This window comes from Candidatus Vicinibacter affinis (genome assembly GCA_016714365.1).
Taxonomy (GTDB): domain Bacteria; phylum Bacteroidota; class Bacteroidia; order Chitinophagales; family Saprospiraceae; genus Vicinibacter; species Vicinibacter affinis.
In genome coordinates this window covers 353,439-375,987 of record JADJNH010000005.1, presented here as the reverse complement: position 1 = coordinate 375,987, position 22,549 = coordinate 353,439, and the positions used below count along the sequence as shown (strand labels likewise).

Annotated in this window: 13 protein-coding genes; 8 read left to right on the top strand and 5 right to left on the bottom strand. The window is 34.0% G+C overall.

Going from position 1 to position 22,549, the window contains the following annotated elements:
• Positions 1 to 22 precede the first annotated feature (22 nt).
• The 3 genes from IPJ53_01870 to scpB form a co-directional block, all read right to left on the bottom strand.
• The gene (locus IPJ53_01870; GenBank protein ID MBK7797836.1) at positions 23 to 547 is read right to left on the bottom strand and encodes an OmpH family outer membrane protein; all 525 of its coding nucleotides are present in this window, start codon (positions 545 to 547) and stop codon (positions 23 to 25) included.
• Between the two features lie 180 nt (positions 548 to 727).
• Entirely contained in the window at positions 728 to 1,252 is a 525-nt protein-coding gene (locus tag IPJ53_01865) for a DUF2480 family protein (GenBank protein MBK7797835.1), read from the bottom strand.
• Positions 1,245 to 1,871, bottom strand: a complete 627-nt coding sequence (scpB, locus tag IPJ53_01860; GenBank protein MBK7797834.1) for an SMC-Scp complex subunit ScpB — start codon at positions 1,869 to 1,871, stop codon at positions 1,245 to 1,247. Before scpB ends, IPJ53_01865 begins: the two co-directional genes overlap by 8 nt.
• Positions 1,872 to 2,319: 448 nt before the next feature.
• Between scpB and radA the strand changes: the two genes are divergently transcribed.
• From radA to IPJ53_01825, 7 genes are all read left to right on the top strand, one after another.
• Positions 2,320 to 3,699, top strand: coding sequence for a DNA repair protein RadA (gene radA, locus IPJ53_01855; protein MBK7797833.1), 1,380 nt, complete (start codon positions 2,320 to 2,322; stop codon positions 3,697 to 3,699).
• 78 nt (positions 3,700 to 3,777) lie between these two features.
• Complete coding sequence (gene fahA / locus IPJ53_01850; GenBank protein MBK7797832.1) at positions 3,778 to 5,016, top strand: fumarylacetoacetase; 1,239 nt, start codon at positions 3,778 to 3,780, stop codon at positions 5,014 to 5,016.
• Between the two features lie 13 nt (positions 5,017 to 5,029).
• On the top strand, positions 5,030 to 6,052 hold the full coding sequence (locus IPJ53_01845; protein MBK7797831.1) for a DUF1028 domain-containing protein: 1,023 nt from the start codon (positions 5,030 to 5,032) through the stop codon (positions 6,050 to 6,052).
• Positions 6,053 to 6,347: 295 nt separating this feature from the next.
• Positions 6,348 to 9,488, top strand: a complete 3,141-nt coding sequence (locus tag IPJ53_01840) for a hypothetical protein (protein ID MBK7797830.1) — start codon at positions 6,348 to 6,350, stop codon at positions 9,486 to 9,488.
• A 284-nt stretch (positions 9,489 to 9,772) separates the two neighbouring features.
• Complete coding sequence (locus IPJ53_01835) at positions 9,773 to 10,744, top strand: GyrI-like domain-containing protein (GenBank protein MBK7797829.1); 972 nt, start codon at positions 9,773 to 9,775, stop codon at positions 10,742 to 10,744.
• Between the two features lie 80 nt (positions 10,745 to 10,824).
• Entirely contained in the window at positions 10,825 to 11,517 is a 693-nt protein-coding gene (locus IPJ53_01830) for a M15 family metallopeptidase (protein ID MBK7797828.1), read from the top strand.
• Positions 11,518 to 12,075, top strand: coding sequence for a thioredoxin family protein (locus IPJ53_01825; protein MBK7797827.1), 558 nt, complete (start codon positions 11,518 to 11,520; stop codon positions 12,073 to 12,075).
• A 251-nt stretch (positions 12,076 to 12,326) separates the two neighbouring features.
• On the opposite strand, the gene sprA is transcribed toward IPJ53_01825, so the two are convergent.
• Both sprA and ruvA read right to left on the bottom strand, forming a co-directional pair.
• Entirely contained in the window at positions 12,327 to 19,634 is a 7,308-nt protein-coding gene (sprA, locus tag IPJ53_01820) for a cell surface protein SprA (protein ID MBK7797826.1), read from the bottom strand.
• Between the two features lie 130 nt (positions 19,635 to 19,764).
• Positions 19,765 to 20,355: a Holliday junction branch migration protein RuvA gene (gene ruvA, locus IPJ53_01815; protein ID MBK7797825.1), complete on the bottom strand. Its 591-nt coding sequence runs from the start codon at positions 20,353 to 20,355 to the stop codon at positions 19,765 to 19,767.
• A 163-nt stretch (positions 20,356 to 20,518) separates the two neighbouring features.
• Between ruvA and IPJ53_01810 the strand changes: the two genes are divergently transcribed.
• Positions 20,519 to 22,549, top strand: a complete 2,031-nt coding sequence (locus IPJ53_01810) for a BatA domain-containing protein (protein ID MBK7797824.1) — start codon at positions 20,519 to 20,521, stop codon at positions 22,547 to 22,549.

Genomic DNA, 22,549 nt, shown 5'->3' with positions numbered 1-22,549 from the left:
TTTTGGAAAAAGTGTAAGCAGCTTATTTAGGTGTTACTCTGAATTTTTTAAGAATTTCATCTGTTTTATCCAAATCCTTACTATAGTATATGATGCCAGCTGATCCGCTGGTATCGAAAATTGCTTCTAATCCTTTAGAGGTAGCATAATCTTGGATAGCCGTATAAACTTTGTCTTGTATAGGTCTTACAAGATCTTGTCTCTTTTTAAATAATTCACCCTCCTCCCCAAATTTGTCTTTTTGTAGCTTTCTAGCTTCCTTTTCTTTACTCATGATTTCTTCTTCTTTTTGTTTTCGTTGTTCATCAGTTAAAAGGACCTGTTCTGCCTGATATTTGTTGTACATGGCTTTAATTTTGTCATATTCTACAGCAATTTCTTGCTTCCACGTTGCAGCTACACGATCTAGTTCTTCTTGGGCTTTTTTATAGTCGTCAAGATTTTCAAGGATCTTGTTCACATCAACTAGTGCAAACCTTTGAGCATATGAATAATTTGTACCCAAAACGATTAGGAAAATTAAAGCGAATTTTTTAATTGAATTCATAGATTTTATGTTGGTTTTTAATAACAATTAGTTCAAATAACGCAGAATTGAAAAAAAATTAAAGATAACCCTGCATTATTGGACATAACTTAAATTTTGTTGTGTTTGTTTCAGGCAATTTAGATTTAACCGGGATTTAACTTAGGATTAAGGTTTTTATATGAGTTAATCTCCTTCTATTTAAACACTGGATTTTGGTTGCTTAAAAACTGGAACAGTTGAACATGGCTCTCCATACATAATACTTGAAGCATAAGGCAGAAGATGACTGGTAACCCTCAAATAGGCAGAAGGTGGTACGGGTTTATCACTGCATCCTTTAATAACCATTTTAGCCCCTTGAAATTGTTTCCAATCGAACTTATCCAAAATTTGATTATAATATTGGATAAGCGCTTGATTTGCGTTTCCAAAAAAAATCATTTCAGCATACTTAGAGGCGTGTGTTGAAATAAGCATATAGGCCCAGGTTGGAATTATCGCATCGTTGGAACAAAAAACTGCAAGAATTTTACCTGTGTAATTAGCCCAATTGTGATTTTGCATGGACTCTCGAAAGTTTAACTCTTTTAAAATCAAATCTTTATAGAGAAAAGGCTTAATATCGAACTCGATTATCTCAGCTTCAGGGTAAAAATCTTCAAGCTTGATAGTGATTAAGTTGCTGGAAGCAACTCGATTAATCAATTCTCCACCATTATTCATCTTCTCCAAGTTTATTTAACTTTTGCTGGTCTAACAATTCAACTGTTTCTTCAATAGGCGCGGGCTCTCCAATTTCATTTTCCGGCATTGCTAAATCCTTCAACTTGGGAAGCTCAGAAAGATTTTTTAATCCAAAATATTCCATGAACCTATTACTTGTGCCCAAAAGAATTGGTTTCCCTGGACCCTCACTTCTTCCTGTAATTTCAATTAGTTCTTTTTCAAGCAGTTTTTGAATTGAATGGTCGCTATTGACACCTCTAATTTGCTCAACTTCAGATTTAGAAATGGGTTGCTTATATGCAATAATGGCCAAACTTTCCATTGCTGCCCTGGATAATTTTTTTCTGTTGTTTACTTTTATGTATTCTGCAATTAAAGGAAAGAATTCCGGTTTTGAAAGAAATTGGAATCCACCTGAAATTTCTTTTAGCTCTATTCCAAAATCAACGTTTTGATATCTTGATGTAATTTGATGAATACAGCCTTCAATTTCCTCAATTCCAATACTTATAGCATGCGTATTCTCAAGACAATATTTAATATCTGCAATTGTAATAGGAGTAGGAGCAGCAAAAATTAAACTTTCGATGGCTGGAACAAAATTCGTAGTAATCATGATACAAAAGTAATTACTAAAACGATGAATCTGTCATAATAGTTGAGTATTTAAGACCAAAATACTAAATTTCTATACTCAATAATAGAGATATTCAAATCCATTCAAATATTCCAAACTCTTGAAAACAATATTATTGTAACAACAGAAACTAACTCCTTGTGAACTAGGTGATTTCAAAATCACTCTGCTAAACCATGGTGTAATTATAATATATTAAATATTTTTATAATATAATTGTTGGCTGAAAAAATGACTATGTATTGAAAAAATGTACCCCTATTTATCAAATAAATCCGCATCAAATGATGTCTCATCAGCGATATCCTTTGATGGAAATCGTAAAATCATGTTTTATTTATTAATTTTGGTCTTAGAATTTGAGTTGCCCAAAAGATTTTGGTAAATATATTATTAAGGTTTTAATAAAAAATTTTAAACATTTCACTTGTCAAAAGCTCGTATAATATTTGTTTGTTCAAATTGTGGTGCAAATTCACCAAAATGGATTGGCCATTGTCCTTCGTGTGGCACATGGAATAGCTATCAAGAAGAAATCCTGGAAAAGAGAGAAGAATCCGAACCTGGTTGGAAGACTATTAAAGAAGACCATAAAAATCTAAAATCTGTAAGGCTCGATCAACTTGAAACAGGTAAGTTGCTCAGATTGGATACACATGATAAAGAATTAAACAGAGCTCTTGGTGGAGGTTTAGTTAGAGGTTCAGTTACCTTATTGGCTGGTCAACCTGGAATAGGAAAATCGACCTTGCTCCTCCAGTTAGCTCTCCAAATACGTCTTCAAGCAGTCCTTTATGTTTCCGGAGAAGAAAGTGAGGAGCAAATCAAAATTAGAGCCAATAGGCTTAACCATTCTCAAGAAAGTTGCTTTTTATTCTCAGAAACCAGAATAGACGTGATCCTTTCAGAAACCGCCAGACTTAAACCGGGACTATTGATTGTTGATTCTATCCAGACTCTAAGTTCACCCCAACTTGATTCAGCCCCAGGGACTATTTCACAAATTCGAGAGTGCACAAATGAACTTATCCGCTTCGCAAAAGAAACAGGAGTTCCAGTTTTCTTAATCGGCCACATTACCAAAGAAGGAGATATAGCGGGACCCAAATTATTGGAACACATGGTGGATACTGTTTTGCAATTCGAAGGGGACAAACAATATTCATTTAGGATACTCCGTACTTTAAAAAACCGATTTGGGTCTACCGATGAATTAAGTATTTATGAAATGGATGGCACAGGTTTAAAGCCGGTAGAAAATCCAAGTGAATTGCTCCTTTCCCAACACGAAGAAAGATTAAGCGGAAGTGCAGTTGCCTGCACCATTGAAGGCTTACGTCCAATTTTAATTGAAACCCAAGCTCTTGTAGGAACGGCCGTATACGGAACACCTCAAAGGGTTGCCACAGGTTTTGATAGCAGAAGGCTCTCCATGTTACTTGCCGTTCTTGAAAAAAGATGTGGATTTCAATTCGGAAATCAAGATGTTTTCATAAATCTTGCAGGGGGTATAAGAATTAATGATCCGGCAATTGATCTTTCTGTGGTTGCATCATTAATTTCATCTTTGGAAGACCATGCGTTACATCGCCAAATTTGTTTTGCAGGAGAAGTGGGACTCTCGGGTGAGATTAGGGCGGTTTCTCGAGTAGATACCAGAATACAGGAGGCAGAACGACTTGGTTTTAAAGCCATCTGCATTTCTAAATACAACGGAAAAATTGACATGGCTAGAAATACAAAAATAAAAGTAGTCCTCCTTTCGACTGTGAACGAACTTTATGAAAAAGTTTTTTCGGGAGGTTGAGTAAATCTTCCAAATTTTTTCAACTGACTTTTCTAACTTGCCAATTAACTTTGCACTTTAATCTTTAATACCTTAGCTATGGAAAAATCAATTCCTGCATCAATGAAATCATGGATCCCATATGACCGGGAATGTGATTTTCCCATTCAAAATCTGCCATTAGGCATCTTCAGCATTGACGGAAGACAAAAAAAAATTTGCAGTATAATTGGTGATCAAATAATTGATCTTAGTGATATACCAGAGATTGCAACGAAATGTGATGTCCCACAAACCATTTTTTATAACGATTATTTAAATCCACTCCTGGCCTTAGGTAAAACTAAGGTTAGTTCAATTAGAAAAGAATTGGGCATACTATTTTCTGAGAATTCCAATAAATCCAAAGAATCTTTAATCTCTGCACTCAGACCCGTGAGTTTAGCCAAGCTCCATTTACCAATAAAGGCCGGCGACTATACGGATTTCTACAGTAGCAGAGAACACGCCACCAATGTAGGAATTATGTTTAGGGATCCTGCAAATGCCCTTTTGCCTAATTGGCTTTATTTACCTGTTGGTTACCATGGTAGAGCCTCTTCAATTGTAGTAAGTGGAACCCCTATCAAAAGGCCTCACGGACAAATAGTTATTAAAGATGGCGAGCCACCTATTTTCAATGCCAGCAGACAACTCGATTTTGAACTTGAAATGGCCTTTGTAATTGGTAAAGAAAATTCATTAGGCGAACCCATTACAATTCAAAAAGCTGAAGAACACATTCAAGGTCTTTTACTTTTTAACGATTGGTCTGCCCGAGATATTCAAAAATGGGAATATGTACCTCTTGGACCTTTTCTTGGAAAAAATTTTGCATCTTCAGCCTCACCATGGTTAGTTCATTTGGAAGCATTAGAAGAATTCAGAGTGAATGGACCCGAACAAGATCCTGCCCCATTAGAATATCTTAGACAAAGCGGTGCAAATAATTTTGATATCCAGTTGGAGGTTTGGTTGAACAACAATTTAATTTCCAAATCGAATATGAAATATTTATACTGGAGCATAAAACAACAACTCGCACATCACACAATCAATGGGTGCAATATGCAAATTGGGGATATTTGTGCTTCAGGAACTATTTCTGGTCCGGACCCAAAATCCTTTGGTTCTATGCTTGAGTTGTCATGGAAAGGGACCAAACCAATAATTTTAAATGATGGAAGCAGTAGGACTTTTCTTCAAAATGGAGATCGCGTTGAGATGAAAGCTTATGCCCAAAGTAAAGATTACAGAATAGGCTTTGGTTCATGCTATGGAGAAATATTAGAAGAATAATATACATTGCAAAATGTTTCATAAAATAATTCTATTCTTATTTTTACAAATTTGCCTATCCACCAATTTTCAAATTTTAAATGCGCAGGAAACATTTTCTATTATTGCGGTTGATACAGTAACAGGAGAAATTGGTTCTGCCGGGGCATCTTGTTTAGACCTATTTAATCTTCCGTATGATACTGATTTAATTGCTGATGTAATTCCTGGAATTGGAGCAATTAATACCCAGTCATACTTTATTGCGGCTAATCAAATAAATGCCCGAACAAGACTCCTTGCAGGTGATTCTGCTCAGCAGATAATAAATTGGTTGTTTAACAATGATGTAGAGGATAACCCTTCAGTCAGACAATATGGAGTGATTAGTCTTATTAATGGAAGGACTCAAGTTGCTTCATTTACAGGGGATAACTGCTTTGATTATAAGGGCCAAAGAATTGGTAAAAATTATTCTATACAAGGAAATATCTTAATTGGGCCTGAAGTATTGGATAAAATGGAAGAGGAATTTCTTAAAGCAAAAGGCAACCTTCCATGTAGACTCATGGCTTCATTACAAGGTGCAAATTTTCCAGGTGCGGATTCAAGATGTATTCAAAATGGGACCTCGGCACTTTTTGCTTTTCTCAAAGTTGCTAATCCAAATGATGATTATAAGAAACCCACTATCAAAATCGGTGTTAAAACAAAATCGAATAGTAAAATTGAACCCATTGATTCTCTCCAGAAAATCTTAAACGAATTAAATTTAAATTGTTTACCCATTTCAAACAAAAACATAGATAAATTTAGCGGTAACATCAAAGTATTTCCGAATCCCTTTTGTGAAAGTTTCACTGTTGAAGCACCAGAAATAAAATTTAGTCCACTTGAAATCGTCTTAAGAGATCTACTTGGAAAGCAAGTTTCATTAGAATATGTTAGTAACGACGGAAATGTGACTTGTATTACGCATAATCTTCCCTCTGGATTTTACTCTCTGTTGATACGTTCAGGAAACTTTTTTACTTTGAATAAAATCATTAAAAAATAACTTTTTGCTTGGTGAAACTAAATAAGAAATATAAATTACAGACTGAAATTTGATTCAAATTAAAAAAGCTTAAGTTGAATGAAATTGTTTTCCAAAATTAATTTATTAATTTATCTAAACAATATAAAACAACTGACTAAGCATTTCATTACCTAATTTTCGAGATATATTTCAAGAATGATAAAGTTTGTCATTTTAATATTAATAATTTAACGGGAGGTAATCTAGGCAAACAAATTGCCACATTTAAATCACAATTTAATAACTAAAAGGGTCTATTTAAAAAACTATTTATATGATTTATCGTGCAATTATTATATTTCTTGGACTTTCAATTATTACATCATGTAAAAATGATGAAAATCAAAAAAAAGAATTGGACAACAAGACCCCTAAGGCGGAAAAGAATTCAACTATTCCTGAGTTTTGGAATGATCCAAACATATTTGAGTTTGGGCGAGAGATAGCCAGAACGGATTTTCATCCATTTGAGTCTGAACTCAAATCCATTTCTGATCATGCCGCCAATAGCAAATATCATAAAACATTAAACGGCTTTTGGAGATACCAATATTTCGCCGGTCCGGATTTTGTCCCTGCTCAAATTGAAAAACTAGAATCCACAAATACATGGCTAGAGATGAGTTTTCCGGCATGTATTGAGTTAAAAGGATATGGAAAACCAATATTTAAATATTTTGACTTGCCTTTTAAAGGGAACTATCCATTTGTTCCCAGAGACAGCAACTCAGTCATGGTTTTAAAACGAAATATAGATATCCCAACCGACTGGAAAAACAGGGATATTTTTGCCTTATTCGAAGGTATCAGTTCAGCGTATTTCCTTTATGTAAATGGACAATTAGCAGGATATAATGAAGATTCGAAAGCAATGTCTGAGTTCTTGCTAAATCCATTCTTAAAAGAAGAGGGTAATCAAATTACACTGGTTCTTTACAGATGGAGCGATGCTTCCTATTTCGAGTCATATAACAAATGGCATTTAACAGGTATAAACCGAGATGCATACCTAATATCAAGACCAAAATTCAGAATTAGAGACTTTTATGCCAAAACTGATTTTAAAGGTAATAATGCTTCATTAGATTTAGATATACATCTTAAAAATAGTACAGGCAGAAAAATCAATAACTATAAATTGGAAATTAAATTGTTTAAAGACAGCAACCAATTAATATTTGATAAAATATTACCACTCAATGATCTAAATTCGGAAGAAACATTTAGAAACACCAAAGCATATTTCTCTAACATTCAACCATGGTCAGATGAAATACCAAAACTATATGATCTTAGAATAATACTTACAGATTCACTTGGAGTATGTACCGAAGCAATTCAATACAAAATAGGATTCAACTCAATTCAATACCAAAAAGGAGTGTTATTGGTGAATGAACAAAAAATAAAAATAAAAGGTGTCAGTTGTCATGAATTTCATCCTCTAAATGGTGCGATTTTAGATGTACCTTGGATGGAAAATGATGCAGATGTTCTTAAACTATACAACATCAATGCAGTAAGAAATAATCATTACCCCTTTCCAATTTCTTGGTATAAAATCATGCAGAAATTTGGACTTTATATTCTGGATGAGAGTAATTTGACTGCATCGGTATTTTCTAAACAAAACATTCCTTTTCCTGATGACTCAATTTGTTCAGCCATCTACCTTCAAAGAGTACAAAACATGTTTGAAAGGAATAAAAATTATTGCAATATTATTTGCTGGTCACTTGGCTATCAGTTAAATCAGACACCTTCTATAACTAAAGCTTACGAATGGATTAAATCTAAAGATAAGAAAAGACCAGCCTCGTGGATTTCATTAAATCAAAATTTTGGAGATGTAACATTTAATACTGGTGAAAACTTAAATATTAAAAAAAATAAACCAGTCATTCTTTATTCTATGAGCACCAATAAAGGAAATGGTTTAGGTGGTTTTAATGAATGTTGGGATAGGGTTAAAAAGAATGAAAATATAGCGGGTGGATTTATTGAGGATTTTACAGACCAAACATTTTATATGAAAAATAAGAGCGGGAAACTATTCTTTGCATATGGTGGATCTTTTGGTGAGACACAATCTGATTCCTTTCTTTGTGTCAGTGGAATTATGACATCTAATAAAACGCCAAAACCATCTTCAAAGGTAGTAAGTACGGTTTTTAATTGGTTTGAAACAAAAGTGATAGATATCGAAAAAGGACAATTTGACATTTATAATAATCATAAATTTATCAAGGATACGATTTTTAGCTATTTTTGGAATGTATCAGAAAACGGAGAAATTATAAAAGAGGGGAAAATTGATAAATTTCATCTTTTGCCTGGTGATCATAAAGCGATAAATATCGACTATGGCCCCTTTGATAGGGCTCCAGGAAAAGAGTACACAGTAAATATTACAATCAATAAAACCAGTAAGTTCAAGGGAATGTTTCGATTTCAACTTATGGCTGTTGACCAATTTATATTTCCCAGAATCAAAGGTCCAAATCTCAATCTCAACAACTTTGACAATTTGAAAATTAATTCAGATACAAAGCACCATGTCATTGAGAATAATACATATAACATTAAGATTGATCGAAATAATGGAAACATTGTCTCCATAAAAATGAAAGATAAGGAGATGTTAAAATCCACAATTAAACCAATTTTCAGTAGAGCCCCAACTGATAATGATATTTTCTTTGGTAAAAGAGCTGAACTTTCTTCATGGTGGCTATTATCCGATCAAATTACTGTAACAGCTGAAAATCTAGAACGAATAAATGATAAAGTCATTCAATTTTCGTTTGCAAGTAAAATTAACTTTAAAAATGATTTAGGTCTGAAAGTTAAATATTTAATTTATGCGAGTGGGGACATTGAGCTTAATATGGATGTGATCGCAATTAATGATTCCACCAATCTACCACCAAGGCTAGGATGGATATTTGATATTCCAAGCTCTTTTGGTACAGCAAGATGGTATGGTAGGGGACCCTATGATTCATATCAAGATCGAAAAGTAGGAATGCTTATAGGCAATTTTAAAAGTACAGTTACAGAATTTAATGTGCCTCAGGTCAGACCACAGGAAATGGCAAATAAATCAGATGTAAGATGGTTAAATCTAAGTACTTTTGATGGAATACAATTTCTTGCCACCGGCAAATCACCCATCGACGTAAATGCATTGCCATTTAAATACGAAAGGTTATATGGCCAATTTAAGTATGGGACAGATTTACCTATTGATCCTTCAAATTGTATAATCCTTGGATCATCACAATGGCCTCTTGGAGATGGACTTCAAAATAATTCAAAATTTAAATCAATACTTAACGCAAATGTCAGGATCAAATTTTGTGAGGCCAAAACAACAAATGCTGAGGATATCTATAACTTTAGTCTTCCTGATTAACCAATAATATTTCAAAATTCAATAAGTTTTAATATCCCAAATTTCCAAAAATATATTTTTATATTTGCGTATTAAATTGCTTCCATTGGAAGTTGAAATTTTGGTTAATGTAATCAGAGCTCAAGAACTTATAAATATCACGTATGCCAAATAAAATAATTAAGATCCTTCTTGCCATTTGCCTTTTGATATTCCTCTATATTATAGCGTGTTTTATTTCTCCATCATCAATGTCGCAAACTAGTGAAATTAAGATTAATTGCTCTAAAGGCTTAATGTATGTCATGATAAACGACATTAAAGAATGGCCTAACTGGATTAGTTGGAAAAAAGAAGACTCTGATCTAAGTTTCTCTATGGGCGGTAGACAAGTAAATATTGGTGCCAATTTTACCTTTGAAGGTAAATCTTTTGGGAAAGGTATAGTTGAAGTTCAAGAGTCACATAAAGACTCTCTTCTTGCCTCTTTTATTACTAATAGTAAATGGCCAGGTAAGGTGTCTACAACTTGGCAAATTATCCCTGAATCGCGAACATCAGTCTTGTTAATCAGTCGTGACCGACTACTAAGTAAAATACCTTTTTTCAAAAGGCCACTATACAGATCTTTTGAAAAGGAATATTCAGTCAGACATCAAAATGATTTAGATAACTTAAAGAGTTATATTGAAGGAATGATCAATACCCAGTTTGGGATTAAACCATCCTCCTTTAAAAAGCAAGGTTATTTTGGCATGAAAGCTCCGATCTACAATGCTAACATTCCAAAGTTTTACGCAGAATCCTATCCAAAAATATACAAAACTTTAGATTCTCTAGGTATCACGCCAAGTGGGCCACCTGTTGGCATGATTTACGATTGGGAAGGTTCTTCCAATTACGTTTACATTATGGCTGCCCTTCCTGTAGATCGTGTTGTTCGCCCACCTCTTGGATTTGACTATGAGGAGGTTCCAGAAATACCATGTTTAAAATTGGAACATTACGGGTCATACAGAACTCTTAAACATGCACATTCAAAACTAGATTACATCATGAGTTCTTCAAACTTTGTTCTGTATTCTCCAATTATTGAAGAGTATGTAACTAGTCCTTCTCAGGAACCGGATACTTCAAAATGGTTAACTAATATCTATTATCTTCTTGACAATACTGGATCCTATTCCAAAACTCTTCAGAAAAAGAAAACTATTGAAGAAATGATTCAAGAAGAAGAAGAAATTAGAAAAAAGAAACTGGAAAGAGAAAATAGATAGATATCAAAAAACTCAAACTCTTACTCGTTTGCTGGTTGTATTTAACTTTGGTTAAATCTCAGTTCTATTCATTTAGTCCAATGCCAAATAATTACAATAATTCTTATAAATTTATTGAAGAAGATAATTTCATCTATGGAAAGTTTCAACCTGATGATCATCCATATTTTGTGAAAATAGAGGATTTGTATTGTGATAAAAATTCCTACATGCTTGAAGAGGCTTACGAGGCCTTTGTCTCAATGGCAGAGGCAGCTAGATTAGATTCAATACAGTTAAAAATTATTTCGGCTACTCGAAATTTCGAATACCAAAAAGAAATTTGGGAGAAAAAATGGTTGGGTCAGACCTTGGTCGATAATATGAAACTGAATAAATCTCTTAAAAATCCTTTAGAAAGAGCACGTAAGATTCTAGAATTTACTGCACCCCCTGGTTTTACGAGGCACCATTGGGGAACGGATATTGATATTAACTCCGTTGAAGAGGAATATTTTGAAACAGAAGAGGGAATTAAGGTTTATGAATGGCTCAAAAGCAATGCAGCCAAATATGGATTTTGCCAAATCTATACTGAACAAGGGGCCTTAAGACCTTCCGGTTTTAAAGAAGAGAAATGGCATTGGTCCTACATAAAAATAGCTCATAGAATTTGGGTTAATCAAATGGATCGATATTCTGAAAATAACCTTTCCAGCTTCAAAGGTTATCAATACGTTAGAAAATTAAATTTTGCAAAAGAATATCTCAGTTCAATAAACACTTGTCATTAAATGTCATATAAAGAATCAAATATGATAGAACTAGGAACTAAAATTCCTGAGTTTTCACTTCTTGAAGTTCAAAATAATGAAAAAATAACCATAACTACCGATTTCCAATGCAATGGAATTTTGATTATGTTTATCTGCAATCACTGTCCTTTTGTGATCCATGTTTTGCCAGAAATTGTAAAAATTGCCAGAGACTATTCACCTAAAGGAATAAAAATTATTGCAATTAGCTCAAATGATGTAAATAAATATCCTGAAGATAGCCCTTATAAGATGAAAGAACTTTCACAAAAATGGAAATTCAATTTTCCCTATTGTTACGACGAAGATCAAAAGGTTGCACAAGCCTTCGAAGCTGCTTGTACACCTGATTTCTATCTGTTTGATGACAAGCTTCGATTAGTTTATAGAGGAAGAATGGATGAATCAAGACCAGGAAATAATATCCCTCTTACAGGAAGTGATCTGCGTTCAGCAATGGATCAAATCTTGCTTGGTAAAAAGCTACTTGGTGACCAGTTTCCAAGTGCTGGATGCAACATTAAATGGAAACCATAAAACAATTAGGAAAGTTTTATATTAAATAATTGTATTAAAAATAGTTTTCAAAAGCCAAAACCAAACTTGGGTATTTCTCAAAAAATAATTTAATTTATTTTTGGTAATAACTAGGACAATAATATTCAATTAAATTTTTAAAAGATTCTGCAACCAAGTTGATTGTATTGAATTTATTTAATTCTTACAATATTGATTTTTTTAAATGTTCCAATTAAAAAACAAATGCTAAAATTCAGTTGGTACTAAAATCAATTGAGAAGAAATTGCACTGTTAAGCCTCCATTTATTCTAACACTTTTATATGAATTTTGGACGTATGGAACTGATTTAGAATAATCAACAAAAAGTCTTAAGTTCAAACTCTTGTTAACATTATACTGAACCGAAGGAGTAAAATTTATCTGCTTCGAACCTTCAAAAGCCTGTGCTTCTATATTTTCATCTAAACGAAATAATTTAGAAATATTATCCCTGATTCCAAAATCAACACTTATAACCAAATCATTTCCTTTTGGTTTGTTAGCTGTAGCCTCCTTTGGGTCTTCACCCTTCTTTTTCTTCTTTGAGGATTTTTTCTGCATCTTTTTTGCACCAGGTATAAAAGATAGATATACATTCTTAATGACATATCCGGCTTTAAAAGTGTAATTTGTTGAGTTTCTTTCTTCAAGTTGACCCTCAATTCCATTCTTTAATTGAAGATTTCTTGTCTTATTCAAATCAAAACCCAATTCAATTCCATTCTTAGTTTTAATATTGATGCCAATCAGAGGACCAAATGATTCATTAATAGAAATTTCTGGAATTTCATATTGAGCATAATAAGATGCAATTATAGTATCGCCTTTTCTTCTAATCGGAACTTCAAGTACGCTTTCCCGATAGTCAAGGTTTGTTCGGTAATTATTCATAGTGAGTGTGTTTTTATATGCATGGCGAATAGAAAAATCTTGGAAAATATTTTTCATTCCTTCCAATCTTGATAAACCAGAATAGTTTATTTGCCAATTTGGCAATGGGATCGTTTTAAAGATGTCAAGATTTGATTTTTCAGGATTCGCATGACTATAAGTAGCAAGGAATGCTGGTAAAACTACATCTTGATGATCACCCAAAAAACCATCAATATAGTCTGGATTCACTGTGCTCCGTTGAGTTATACCATATTGTTCACCTACACGCCTGGACATAATTTTTCTCATGTCCGAAAAACTATTGAATAACTTATTAATATCTTTAGTAAACATGGATTGAAACGAGACATAAGAAATGGTAAACTGCCCGTTTTCAAATGGTGTGAAATGTTGGAATGCCAATTGATTATTTGATCCTAAGACAGAATCAAATTTAAATGTTTCTGTATAGTCTCTAGTAAAATTTCTATCAATGTTTAAATCAATATTAAAATTCTTAAAAATTTCCAACCTGACTTTTGCTCCAGTAGTTGTTGCATGTCTTTGAATCATTTCTCTATTGAAATATCTATTGTCTGTTATCCAACCTTTACTTGCAATTTGATCAAGATATCGACCAGGTTTAAGATCCGGCTTAAGGCCAGCAACAAATTTCCATCCTGGAGCAGCCAAACTTTTATCCATTCCAAGCAATTCCGGAGATTGCATAAACCCAGGAATAATGGTTGAGTTATTCTCTGAATAATTGAATTGGACTCGTCGCACAGACATTAAGGGTCTTATAAGTATTTTCTCAGCCAGCGTTGGGATCCTGCTTGAATTTCTTTCAGATTCCTTGTCCTTCTTTTTAACATCTTTCTTGTTCTCATTGTCCAAATTTTTAGGTTTAGGTACTTTCGAAGGGGTAGGTTTCTTTTTACCTGTAGGTGTATTCTCCCCGTTTATTGCTCTTAAGTATTTTGATTTATTATACAGTGAAACTAAATTAAATTCACCACTCAAAGAGACACTCTGCGAATTAGATATTACACTACCTAGTGTATCTATTGTTCTAATAGAACCAGAAGCCCAATTGAAAGTTGAATTATATTGCCCTCTTACTTGAATCCAATCAAGAATTGGAATTAATCTGGTAGGAAGTGTATAACTCAATCCCAGGCTGTGTTTATAATCTCTTGTCCGACCAAAATTTCCTAAACTCTTATATAAAAATGGTTTTTTCTCAGCACGTGAAACCAACTCGTTACTCAGTGGATCAACATAAGATTGTCTGAGAGGATTATAAGTAATTTCATCTACCGTGGCTTCATTCTGAGCACTAAAATTCAATTTAATAGAACGGGTGAGATCCCAATTAAGATTATAATCTCTTAACCAAATAAACTTGACGTTTTCCCAAGTAGCATATTGAGGAGCTGCAAACCTATATACTCTATTTGAATATCTTCTGTCAAGGTTATTCCTGACAGCAAATGAATTTGGTATAAAATTAAAATTAATATCTGAAATAAATTTAAGGCTCTTGTTTGTTACTATTTTTTTTAATGGTTCTATATATTTCGGTGTCAGGCTAAAATTATAATCAAGACCTCCTCTTTTAATATTTTCCTTATCCTCTGCAACAATTGGGTTTCTTTTAAAGGTAGTCGATTGTCCATAAGACAAACTAAAATTTTCTATATTCCAAGGCTTGGGTTTCCCACCTCCAGATCTATTTTTCCGAACATTATTAAATGCAAATCCTGTCACCCTGGTATAATCAATTGCTCTTTCTTTAATTGAATCCCTTTGCTGTTTATTTAATGCTTGATCAAATTTGTCATCCAATTTAACATCAAGGTCATTTGGGTCAAACTCTGGGGTTTTTGTGCCTTGTGAATATTGAGCACTAAATGGAATTACAATATTGGCCTTTTTGGGTAAAAATTTACCCAATTCCAAAGTTGTAGTTGCATCATATTGCTGAATTTTTTCAAGAGATCGTTCGGCAAGTCTTTGATCAATCCCGCCCCAAGCCAATGAAGTATAACTACCCGCTAGACTCAAGTTACCTAAGTCTGCAAGTTGAACCTCCCCCCTTGCTAATGCTGCAAAACCACCTCTGTTTTCTAATCCAGTTAGACGCAATTCATTTACCCATACTTCATAATCTGATATCAATGTATCTGTATTATTTCTAAACCCGATTTGGATACCACGAACCAGCCCTATGTTTGGATTTCCTACTATTTTGATGGTGTTTTGAGGTTTGTCTGGGTCTGGCATTGAAAATAATGTGCTGTATGGAATATTATTAAGATTTCTTTTGTTTTTTAAATCAATCAATGCTTGTAAAGGAAAATCAAATTCATTCTCTTTAAGCCAAATAGTATCTTGGTCTTTTATAAAACTTATATTTCCTTGTGGAGAAATACGAGCTGGAATTTCATATTCATAATAATTTTGAGTAAAATCTTTTCCCAATCTGATAAATACAGAAACGTCACCTTTTTGTAAGTTCATTGAGCTTTCCGTGTGACAGAACATTTTGAGTCTCTTGTAACGTCTGATGTCAAGATCAATTACCCTGAAAACTGATTGTTCGCATCGTGGTGGGAAAATTTCCTTTCTTAGCAAAAGACTGGTTTCATTTTGAAATAAATCAGCAAACTGTGTACTGAAAAAACGCTCTCGTTGAATTCCTTTTGGTAATACATAATTGAACGGTCTCTTTGAGGAATTTTCTTCAATATCTATTTTATCTAAAATAAGAGGTTTCTCAGGAATATCATTTGTACATGCTTTATCAAAATTTCTTCTCCAGGTATTTCTACCCAATTGAAATTTTATCAACCTAAAGGTAATCTGCTCATCGAAGCCAGTCATTAATAACCTCATAGATTGAATTGATCTGTAATCACTTATTTGGCCGGCTTTATAGTTCCATCGTGTAATTGGAATTCGGAATCTGTACCATGTCTCATTTCCGGAAGGTTTAGAAACTATTACTGAATCTGTGATAAAAGGGTTCCGTCCCAAACTGTTATTAACATTATTAATTGGAACTTCATAACTATAATAGGACTCAATTTCATTTAGCGATTTGTCGAAGTTAAGGTCTTCCATATCGGGTGTAGCAGTATAAGCAGTAGACTGCTGATTTCCCAAATCAATTTGGGAATTTCCTTCTGGCATGTTAAACCTCTTATATTTTTCCAGAACTGTGGTTCCATTTGGAAATGAATTGTCCCGATAAGAAAGATAATCATCATTTGATGGGTCCCTTTGGATTTGGTTGAAAGCCTGTGGATCCAAAAAATTTCTCATTCTTTCAAGATAGTCATTGAAATGACTACGTTCGGTTTGGGTTTGGATAGGATTGATACTGTTTAAGCCATCAAGTCCAAGATCTTGGGTTTCTCGATCTCTAACTTCAAATGTATTAGTAACCGGAGGCTTTCGGCTAATCTTACCAAAAATACTGTTATCAGTAGGTAGATTTAAATTTGGTGTTGGCAATCCATGTTCAAACTGCTGCTTGCCATCCTTAAGTATATCTTCCGAAAAGGTGCCTAACTGAAAAAATAGCTTTCCACTATTTGATACTTTACTGCCATTTGCTTTTGGTAAAAATGGATTCAGAAGCCAAAAATCTATGTATTCTACGTTTGCCAGCTCAAAATCATTTGTATTTAGCTTAGACATTATGCCTGCCCATCTGGTTTCAGGGCGCCTTAAAGTATTGTCAGCATTAAGGCCTTGAGTCATAAAGGTTGAATCACCACTTTTAATTCCCTCTGGTAATTCATAGTTGTATGGACCTTTTTCATATGGATAATAGGTGAGGTCAAATGTGAGTTCGGTGGCAAATCCTACAGGCCTTTGACGCTGTGGAAATATTTCAAGTTCATCAACTAATCTGGAGTAGGTAGAAGCCGCATCCGGCGCACCTACTCTTGCAAAATCATCAATTCTGTACCATGATAAGAGAGCTCTGTTTGAACTGGTATAAAAGTTATTGTATACATTATTTCCACCAAGATTCCCGTCTACAAAATTTGACGTAGGTGGAGTCGCCAAAATCCATTGTGTCGTGTTAAAATACAAACCTATTCCTGTCGAACTTCCTTCAAAATCATCAATATAAACTACTCCTCCTTCGCTTCCATCTTGATTAATCGCTCTCGAATACCCAGGCTGAAGTAAAGCTGCTTCTCCTTGCAATGACCATCTGGAAGGATCCTTGGTGCTGTAAAGTGGTAATTTATCAAGTGTTCTAGTTATCCAAGGTGCTGGCTTGGTAATCCCAAAGTCAAGTCCATATATGTTGTTATTGATGGGGTCCTCACCTAAATTTACTTTTTGGGTAAAAGGCCTTTCAAATAACTTCATAAATGTGGTTCCAATATAAACGTCCTTACTCTTTGAGTATTCAGCTCTGAAACCAAGCATGGTTCGGGTATTAAAGTTGAAAAGGGCGTTGTTTTCAAAATCCACACTGATATTAGTATTTGATTGCAACAACGACTCATTTAGAATCGTAACTTTTCCTAAGCTTCGATCAACTGTGTAATCTATACCTTCAGTTAATACCAGAGATCCTGCGCGAACAATTATTTTGGCATTTGGGTCAGATCCAAAAGTATTTAAAGGAATTTCATTTGACTTCCCGGCACGATAACTTCCCCTGAGAATAAATTGATTGGATTGCAAATTTTGTCTTGCTGAAGTAACTGAGGTGTCATAAAGCTGTGGGTAGGCATATTTTTTATAAATAGCTTCTATTTTGGCCGGATCATTTTTAAGAAATTCAAGCTTGGAAAGTAGGTTCTTAAAAGACAATCCAAATGGCTCCAAAACTGGAAAAATAACACTTCCGCTGCTAGGTATAATTGTTTGACCATTTACCCAGTCAAATATCCCGTCTGGTTGCGGATCATTAGTTCGGTTTAAATTGTCAAGTTGAAAAAGGTTTAACAATGGGTATCCATCTATTTCTTCAATAAATCGCCTTTGGGCTCCATCCTGAGACTCGTAAAATATGTCAAATTTAAAGTCTTCTTGATTCAAATTGAATCCACCAATTGGGTACACATTCTTCATCATCAGATCAAAAGATGGGAGAAAAGTCACTTGGTTGGAGGATTTTAACATCTTCACAAACATGACTTTGTAGTTTAATGAATCTGACTTTACCTCAGCCGAAAATTCACCAACTTTAAGTTGTGTTTGTGTTCGTGGATCCATGTCTTTGCCGTTGTAGGTATAATGGTAGGCGACAGCAAGAACTTGATTTGGTCTGGGGCGCACTCTCAATGAAATAAATCCCAAATCAGGATTAAATGTGAATTCGTTTGGAGTTAGTCTTTTTGCCCTAATCTTTTCAAAATCCCTTCCCTGTAATAGATTTAGTCCATTTGGATCAGAAAGCACTCTTACTACTTCATTTAAATCTCGGGATCCAGGAAGGGCAAGAATTTGCTCTAAAAGTTGATTTGAAGTATTGGAGGGTAAAGGTTTCCCGTGCAAGTCTCGTGGTACCGCTTTACCCGGAAGAAATCTAGCTTGTTGATTGGTCGACATATCAAAAGGCAGCCCATCCGGCGTGCCAAGATCAGCTAAAGCAATAATATCCCTTACATTGGTTTCTCTTGAATTTTGTCCATCTTCTGTTAACCATACCTCAATGTCCTTTATCCTAAATTGACTGTTAACCTCAGGAAGATTGGAAAGAGATACTTCATAGTTTTCTCTATTATAATGGCTTAGAAAGAAGTGTCTGTTTTCGTCATAATTATCTGGTCTAATTTGAAATTCCTGGACAACACCCCCTCCTTTGGTTTTAATATTTTCCTGTCTTGACCTTTGCTGAGAAACAAGCCCGGTTAAACGAAGATGACCAAACTGCCAATCTGTCTTAAATCCAAACAAATTTTGGCTTCCTTTAATCAAAGTTGATCGCAAAGGCAAACTGACGTTTCCGGCTTCAATTTTTTTAATTATGTCATCCTCTGAAAACTTCTCACTATCGTATTCAAGTTTAAGTTTATTTTCAAAGTCAAATGAAGACTGTGTATTGTAGTTCGTGTTCAATTTTAGCTTATCGCCTATATTTCCAGCCACTTCCATTTGAATATCCATGTCAAAATCGGGGCCAGCTTGCCACCGTTGTCTGATAGGAATGTTAGGAATATCAGTAAAATTATAAAAGCCACCTACAGTCATGTCAATATTACCTCTGGGTTCAATTTGGATTCCCAATCCCCCAAACAATCTGTCTACTAAATTCCTTTTAATGTCTATTTTACTTACAGGATCAACAAGACCGCTGAGATTTCTTTTGCCAGAACTTATTCCGGCAAGAGACCTCATATATTCCTTGTCCTGTTGTTTGGATTTGAAATCCATGTACTGCTCAAAGGTGAGATAAGACGACGGCCTGTAATGGTCATTTCCCACCTTTTCAATTACACGATATTGACCAGTAGCTGGATCATATTCTATGCTTTGTTCAATTACCTTAGGATCTTTTAGATCAAAGGGGTTTTTAGTATCTGAATCTGTAAAACTTCCAGTTCGGTCTTTTAAAGGTATAGTATCAGAATACATATCCTTGCCAACCTGTAGAGGCTCCGGAAGTTCTTTGCCCCCGGCTAGGAGCATTTTTTCAAATAAAATACAAATAAATAAAACTAATAAAAGACTTCTCATATTCTGGAACAAAAAACTCCCGGCTTTTAAAAAGGAGTAATTAGAACGATATTTTTATATAAAAGGTATATTTTTAGAGCTTTTATGATAAATTTTTTAATGCCTCCTTTATCAGATTTTCCAAACTCATCCCTTCAGATGCAGGTCCCGGAATTCGGTTTAGTGCCTGTTCTATTTGTGGCCTTCCAAAACCAAGAGCCAGAAGCGCAGATTGAGCTTCCTTCCTAAGATTAAAGGTCGAAACAAAGGAAGAACCTGATTCATTCACTGAATCTTTGGTTAATTTATCTTTTAGATCAATAATTATTCTTTGGGCTGTTTTGGGGCCTATCCCTTTGACTCTTTTAAAAGTGGTGTCGTCACCAGTAATTATTGCATTCCTAAGAGCCGATGCATCAAGTGAAGAAAGTATCAGCCTTGCTGTATTAGGTCCTACTCCATTAACGGAAATCAGGTGAACAAAAAGCGATCTTTCATCATCCTTAAAAAAACCATACAAACTCTGACCATCTTCCTTATAATGTGCATAAGTAAGGATTTTCAATTCCTTTAAACCATTAATTTGGCTGAAGGTATTCAGACTAATAAAAACCTGATAACCAACTCCTGCTGCCTCAACCACCACGTGTGTTGGGGCACATTCAGTAACAATTCCCTTTATATATGCTATCATACGACGCAAAATTACATAATTAATATTAAATTATTTTATAATGCGTAATAGTTGACTTATATTCGATGGTTTATTATAAACAAGAATTTAGATATTTCTTTGTCTACAAAATTATTTTGCCCGATAATTAATTAGTTTTACGCCTTCAAACGTTTAACAGAACATGCAGTTCTTATTCCCCGGATTTCTTTGGGCCTTGAGCCTCTTGGCTCTCCCTATAATCATTCATCTTTTTTATTTCAAGAGGTATAAAAAAGTACTTTTTACTAATGTAAGGTTTTTAAAAGAACTGGTTGAAGAAACTTCGAGTCGAAATAAGTTAAAAAATCTTTTAATTCTATTAACTAGATTGTTAGCCTTATCTGCCTTGATTTTGGCATTTGCTCAACCCTATCTGCCCAAAAGGGTCGATGAAAATATTCAATTTAATGCAGTGAGTATCTTCATAGACAATAGCCATTCTATGAGTGCTGACTCTGAGGAAGGTTCTTTATTTTCACTTGCAAAAAAGAGAGCTGTTGAAATTATCAATGGCTATACTGAATATGATAAGTTTCAAATTATAAGTCACGATTTAAGCGGTAAACAACTTAGACTACTCTCAAAGAGCGACGCACTAACTGCTGTACAAGAAATTAATGAAGGACCTGTTGTCAATCTGATGAGCAGGATCCTCAAAAAACAAAGCCAGACTTTATCCGGAATAGAAGGATTCAAAAAGGAGTCATATTTAATTTCTGATTTTCAAAAATCAATCGTTGATGTTAGCACTGACCAAATAGATTCTACAATTAACTTTCATTTAGTTCCACTTCAAAGGATCAATGAAAATAATCTAAGTCTGGATAGTGCTTACTTTGTTTCACCGGTTATCATTCCAAATCAAATAAATTCATTAGTTTTTAATTTGCATAATCACGGAATTAATCCTATTGAAAATGTGCGTGTAAGTTATTCATTGAATGGGCAAGAATTTCCTCATAAAAGTTTGAATATAAATTCTAAGCAGAATTTAACAGACACTTTAAAAGTCTTTGTTGACAATTCCTCTAATCAAAAACTAATAATAAAAATTAAAGATTACCCAATTCTATTTGATGATGAATATTTTACTTCCTTTCAAGTAGATCAGGAAATAAATGTCTTGGCTATTTACGACAACATTATCCCACAGGCTCTTTTCAATGCGTTGTCTTCAATGCCTTATTTTAAGCCAGTTTTTGTAAATTCAAATTCTCTTGATTACAGCAAGTTTAGTAACTTCAAGCTGATTGTCCTTTGTGATTTAAATGAACTTTCATCAGGATTTACAAAAGAATTGTTCAAGGCTACTTTGTTAGGAACTAATATTATTTTCTTTCCAAAACCAGACGCTAATGCACAGACTTACCAAAGTTTGGAGAATCAATTTAGTCTAAATTCAATAAGCAACTTTGAAAAAACAAGAAAGGAGGTGGGTTCAATAAATCTTGAAAGTGAAGTTTTTTCAGATGTTTTCACGAATCCAAATGCGAACATAAAACTTCCTTTTTCAAATGGTCAATATACATTGAGAAAGGGTTTATCATCCGAAACCATTCTAAGTTATCGTGATGGTTCTCCTTACCTTATAAAGACTCAAGCAAACATAGGGTATATTTATACTTTTGCTTCCCCTTTAGCGGAAGAGTATGGCAATTTAATTAAAAGTCCTGAAATTTTACTTCCCTTTATTTTTAAAGCAGCTATCAGTGGTAATTCAAAAATAAATCTCGCTTATACCATTGGTCAGGATGAAGTTATTTTGTTGCCAAAATCTCAGGAAATTCCAATTACCGAAAAAGGGCTTACTCTTTCAGGTCCGGAAGAATTTATTCCTTCAATAAGACCTGCTGGTAATCAAATAGCTCTTGAATTATATGATCAAATTAAGAAACCAGGTATATATGAAGTTAAAAACCAAAATAAAATAATTGGTTTAATTGCCTTTAATGAAAATCGGTTAGAATCAAACTTGGACAAGATACCTGACGTTCAACTAAATGAATATTTTGGTATAAATGCTGAGATAATTAACCAAAAAGGATTGACTGATTTGGGTATCGCAATTAAAGAATCTAAAAGCAAAAAATCTCTTTGGTGGATTTTAGTAATATTGAGTATAATATTCTTAATTTTGGAAAGTCTGTTGATTAGACTATGGAGGAGTACATGA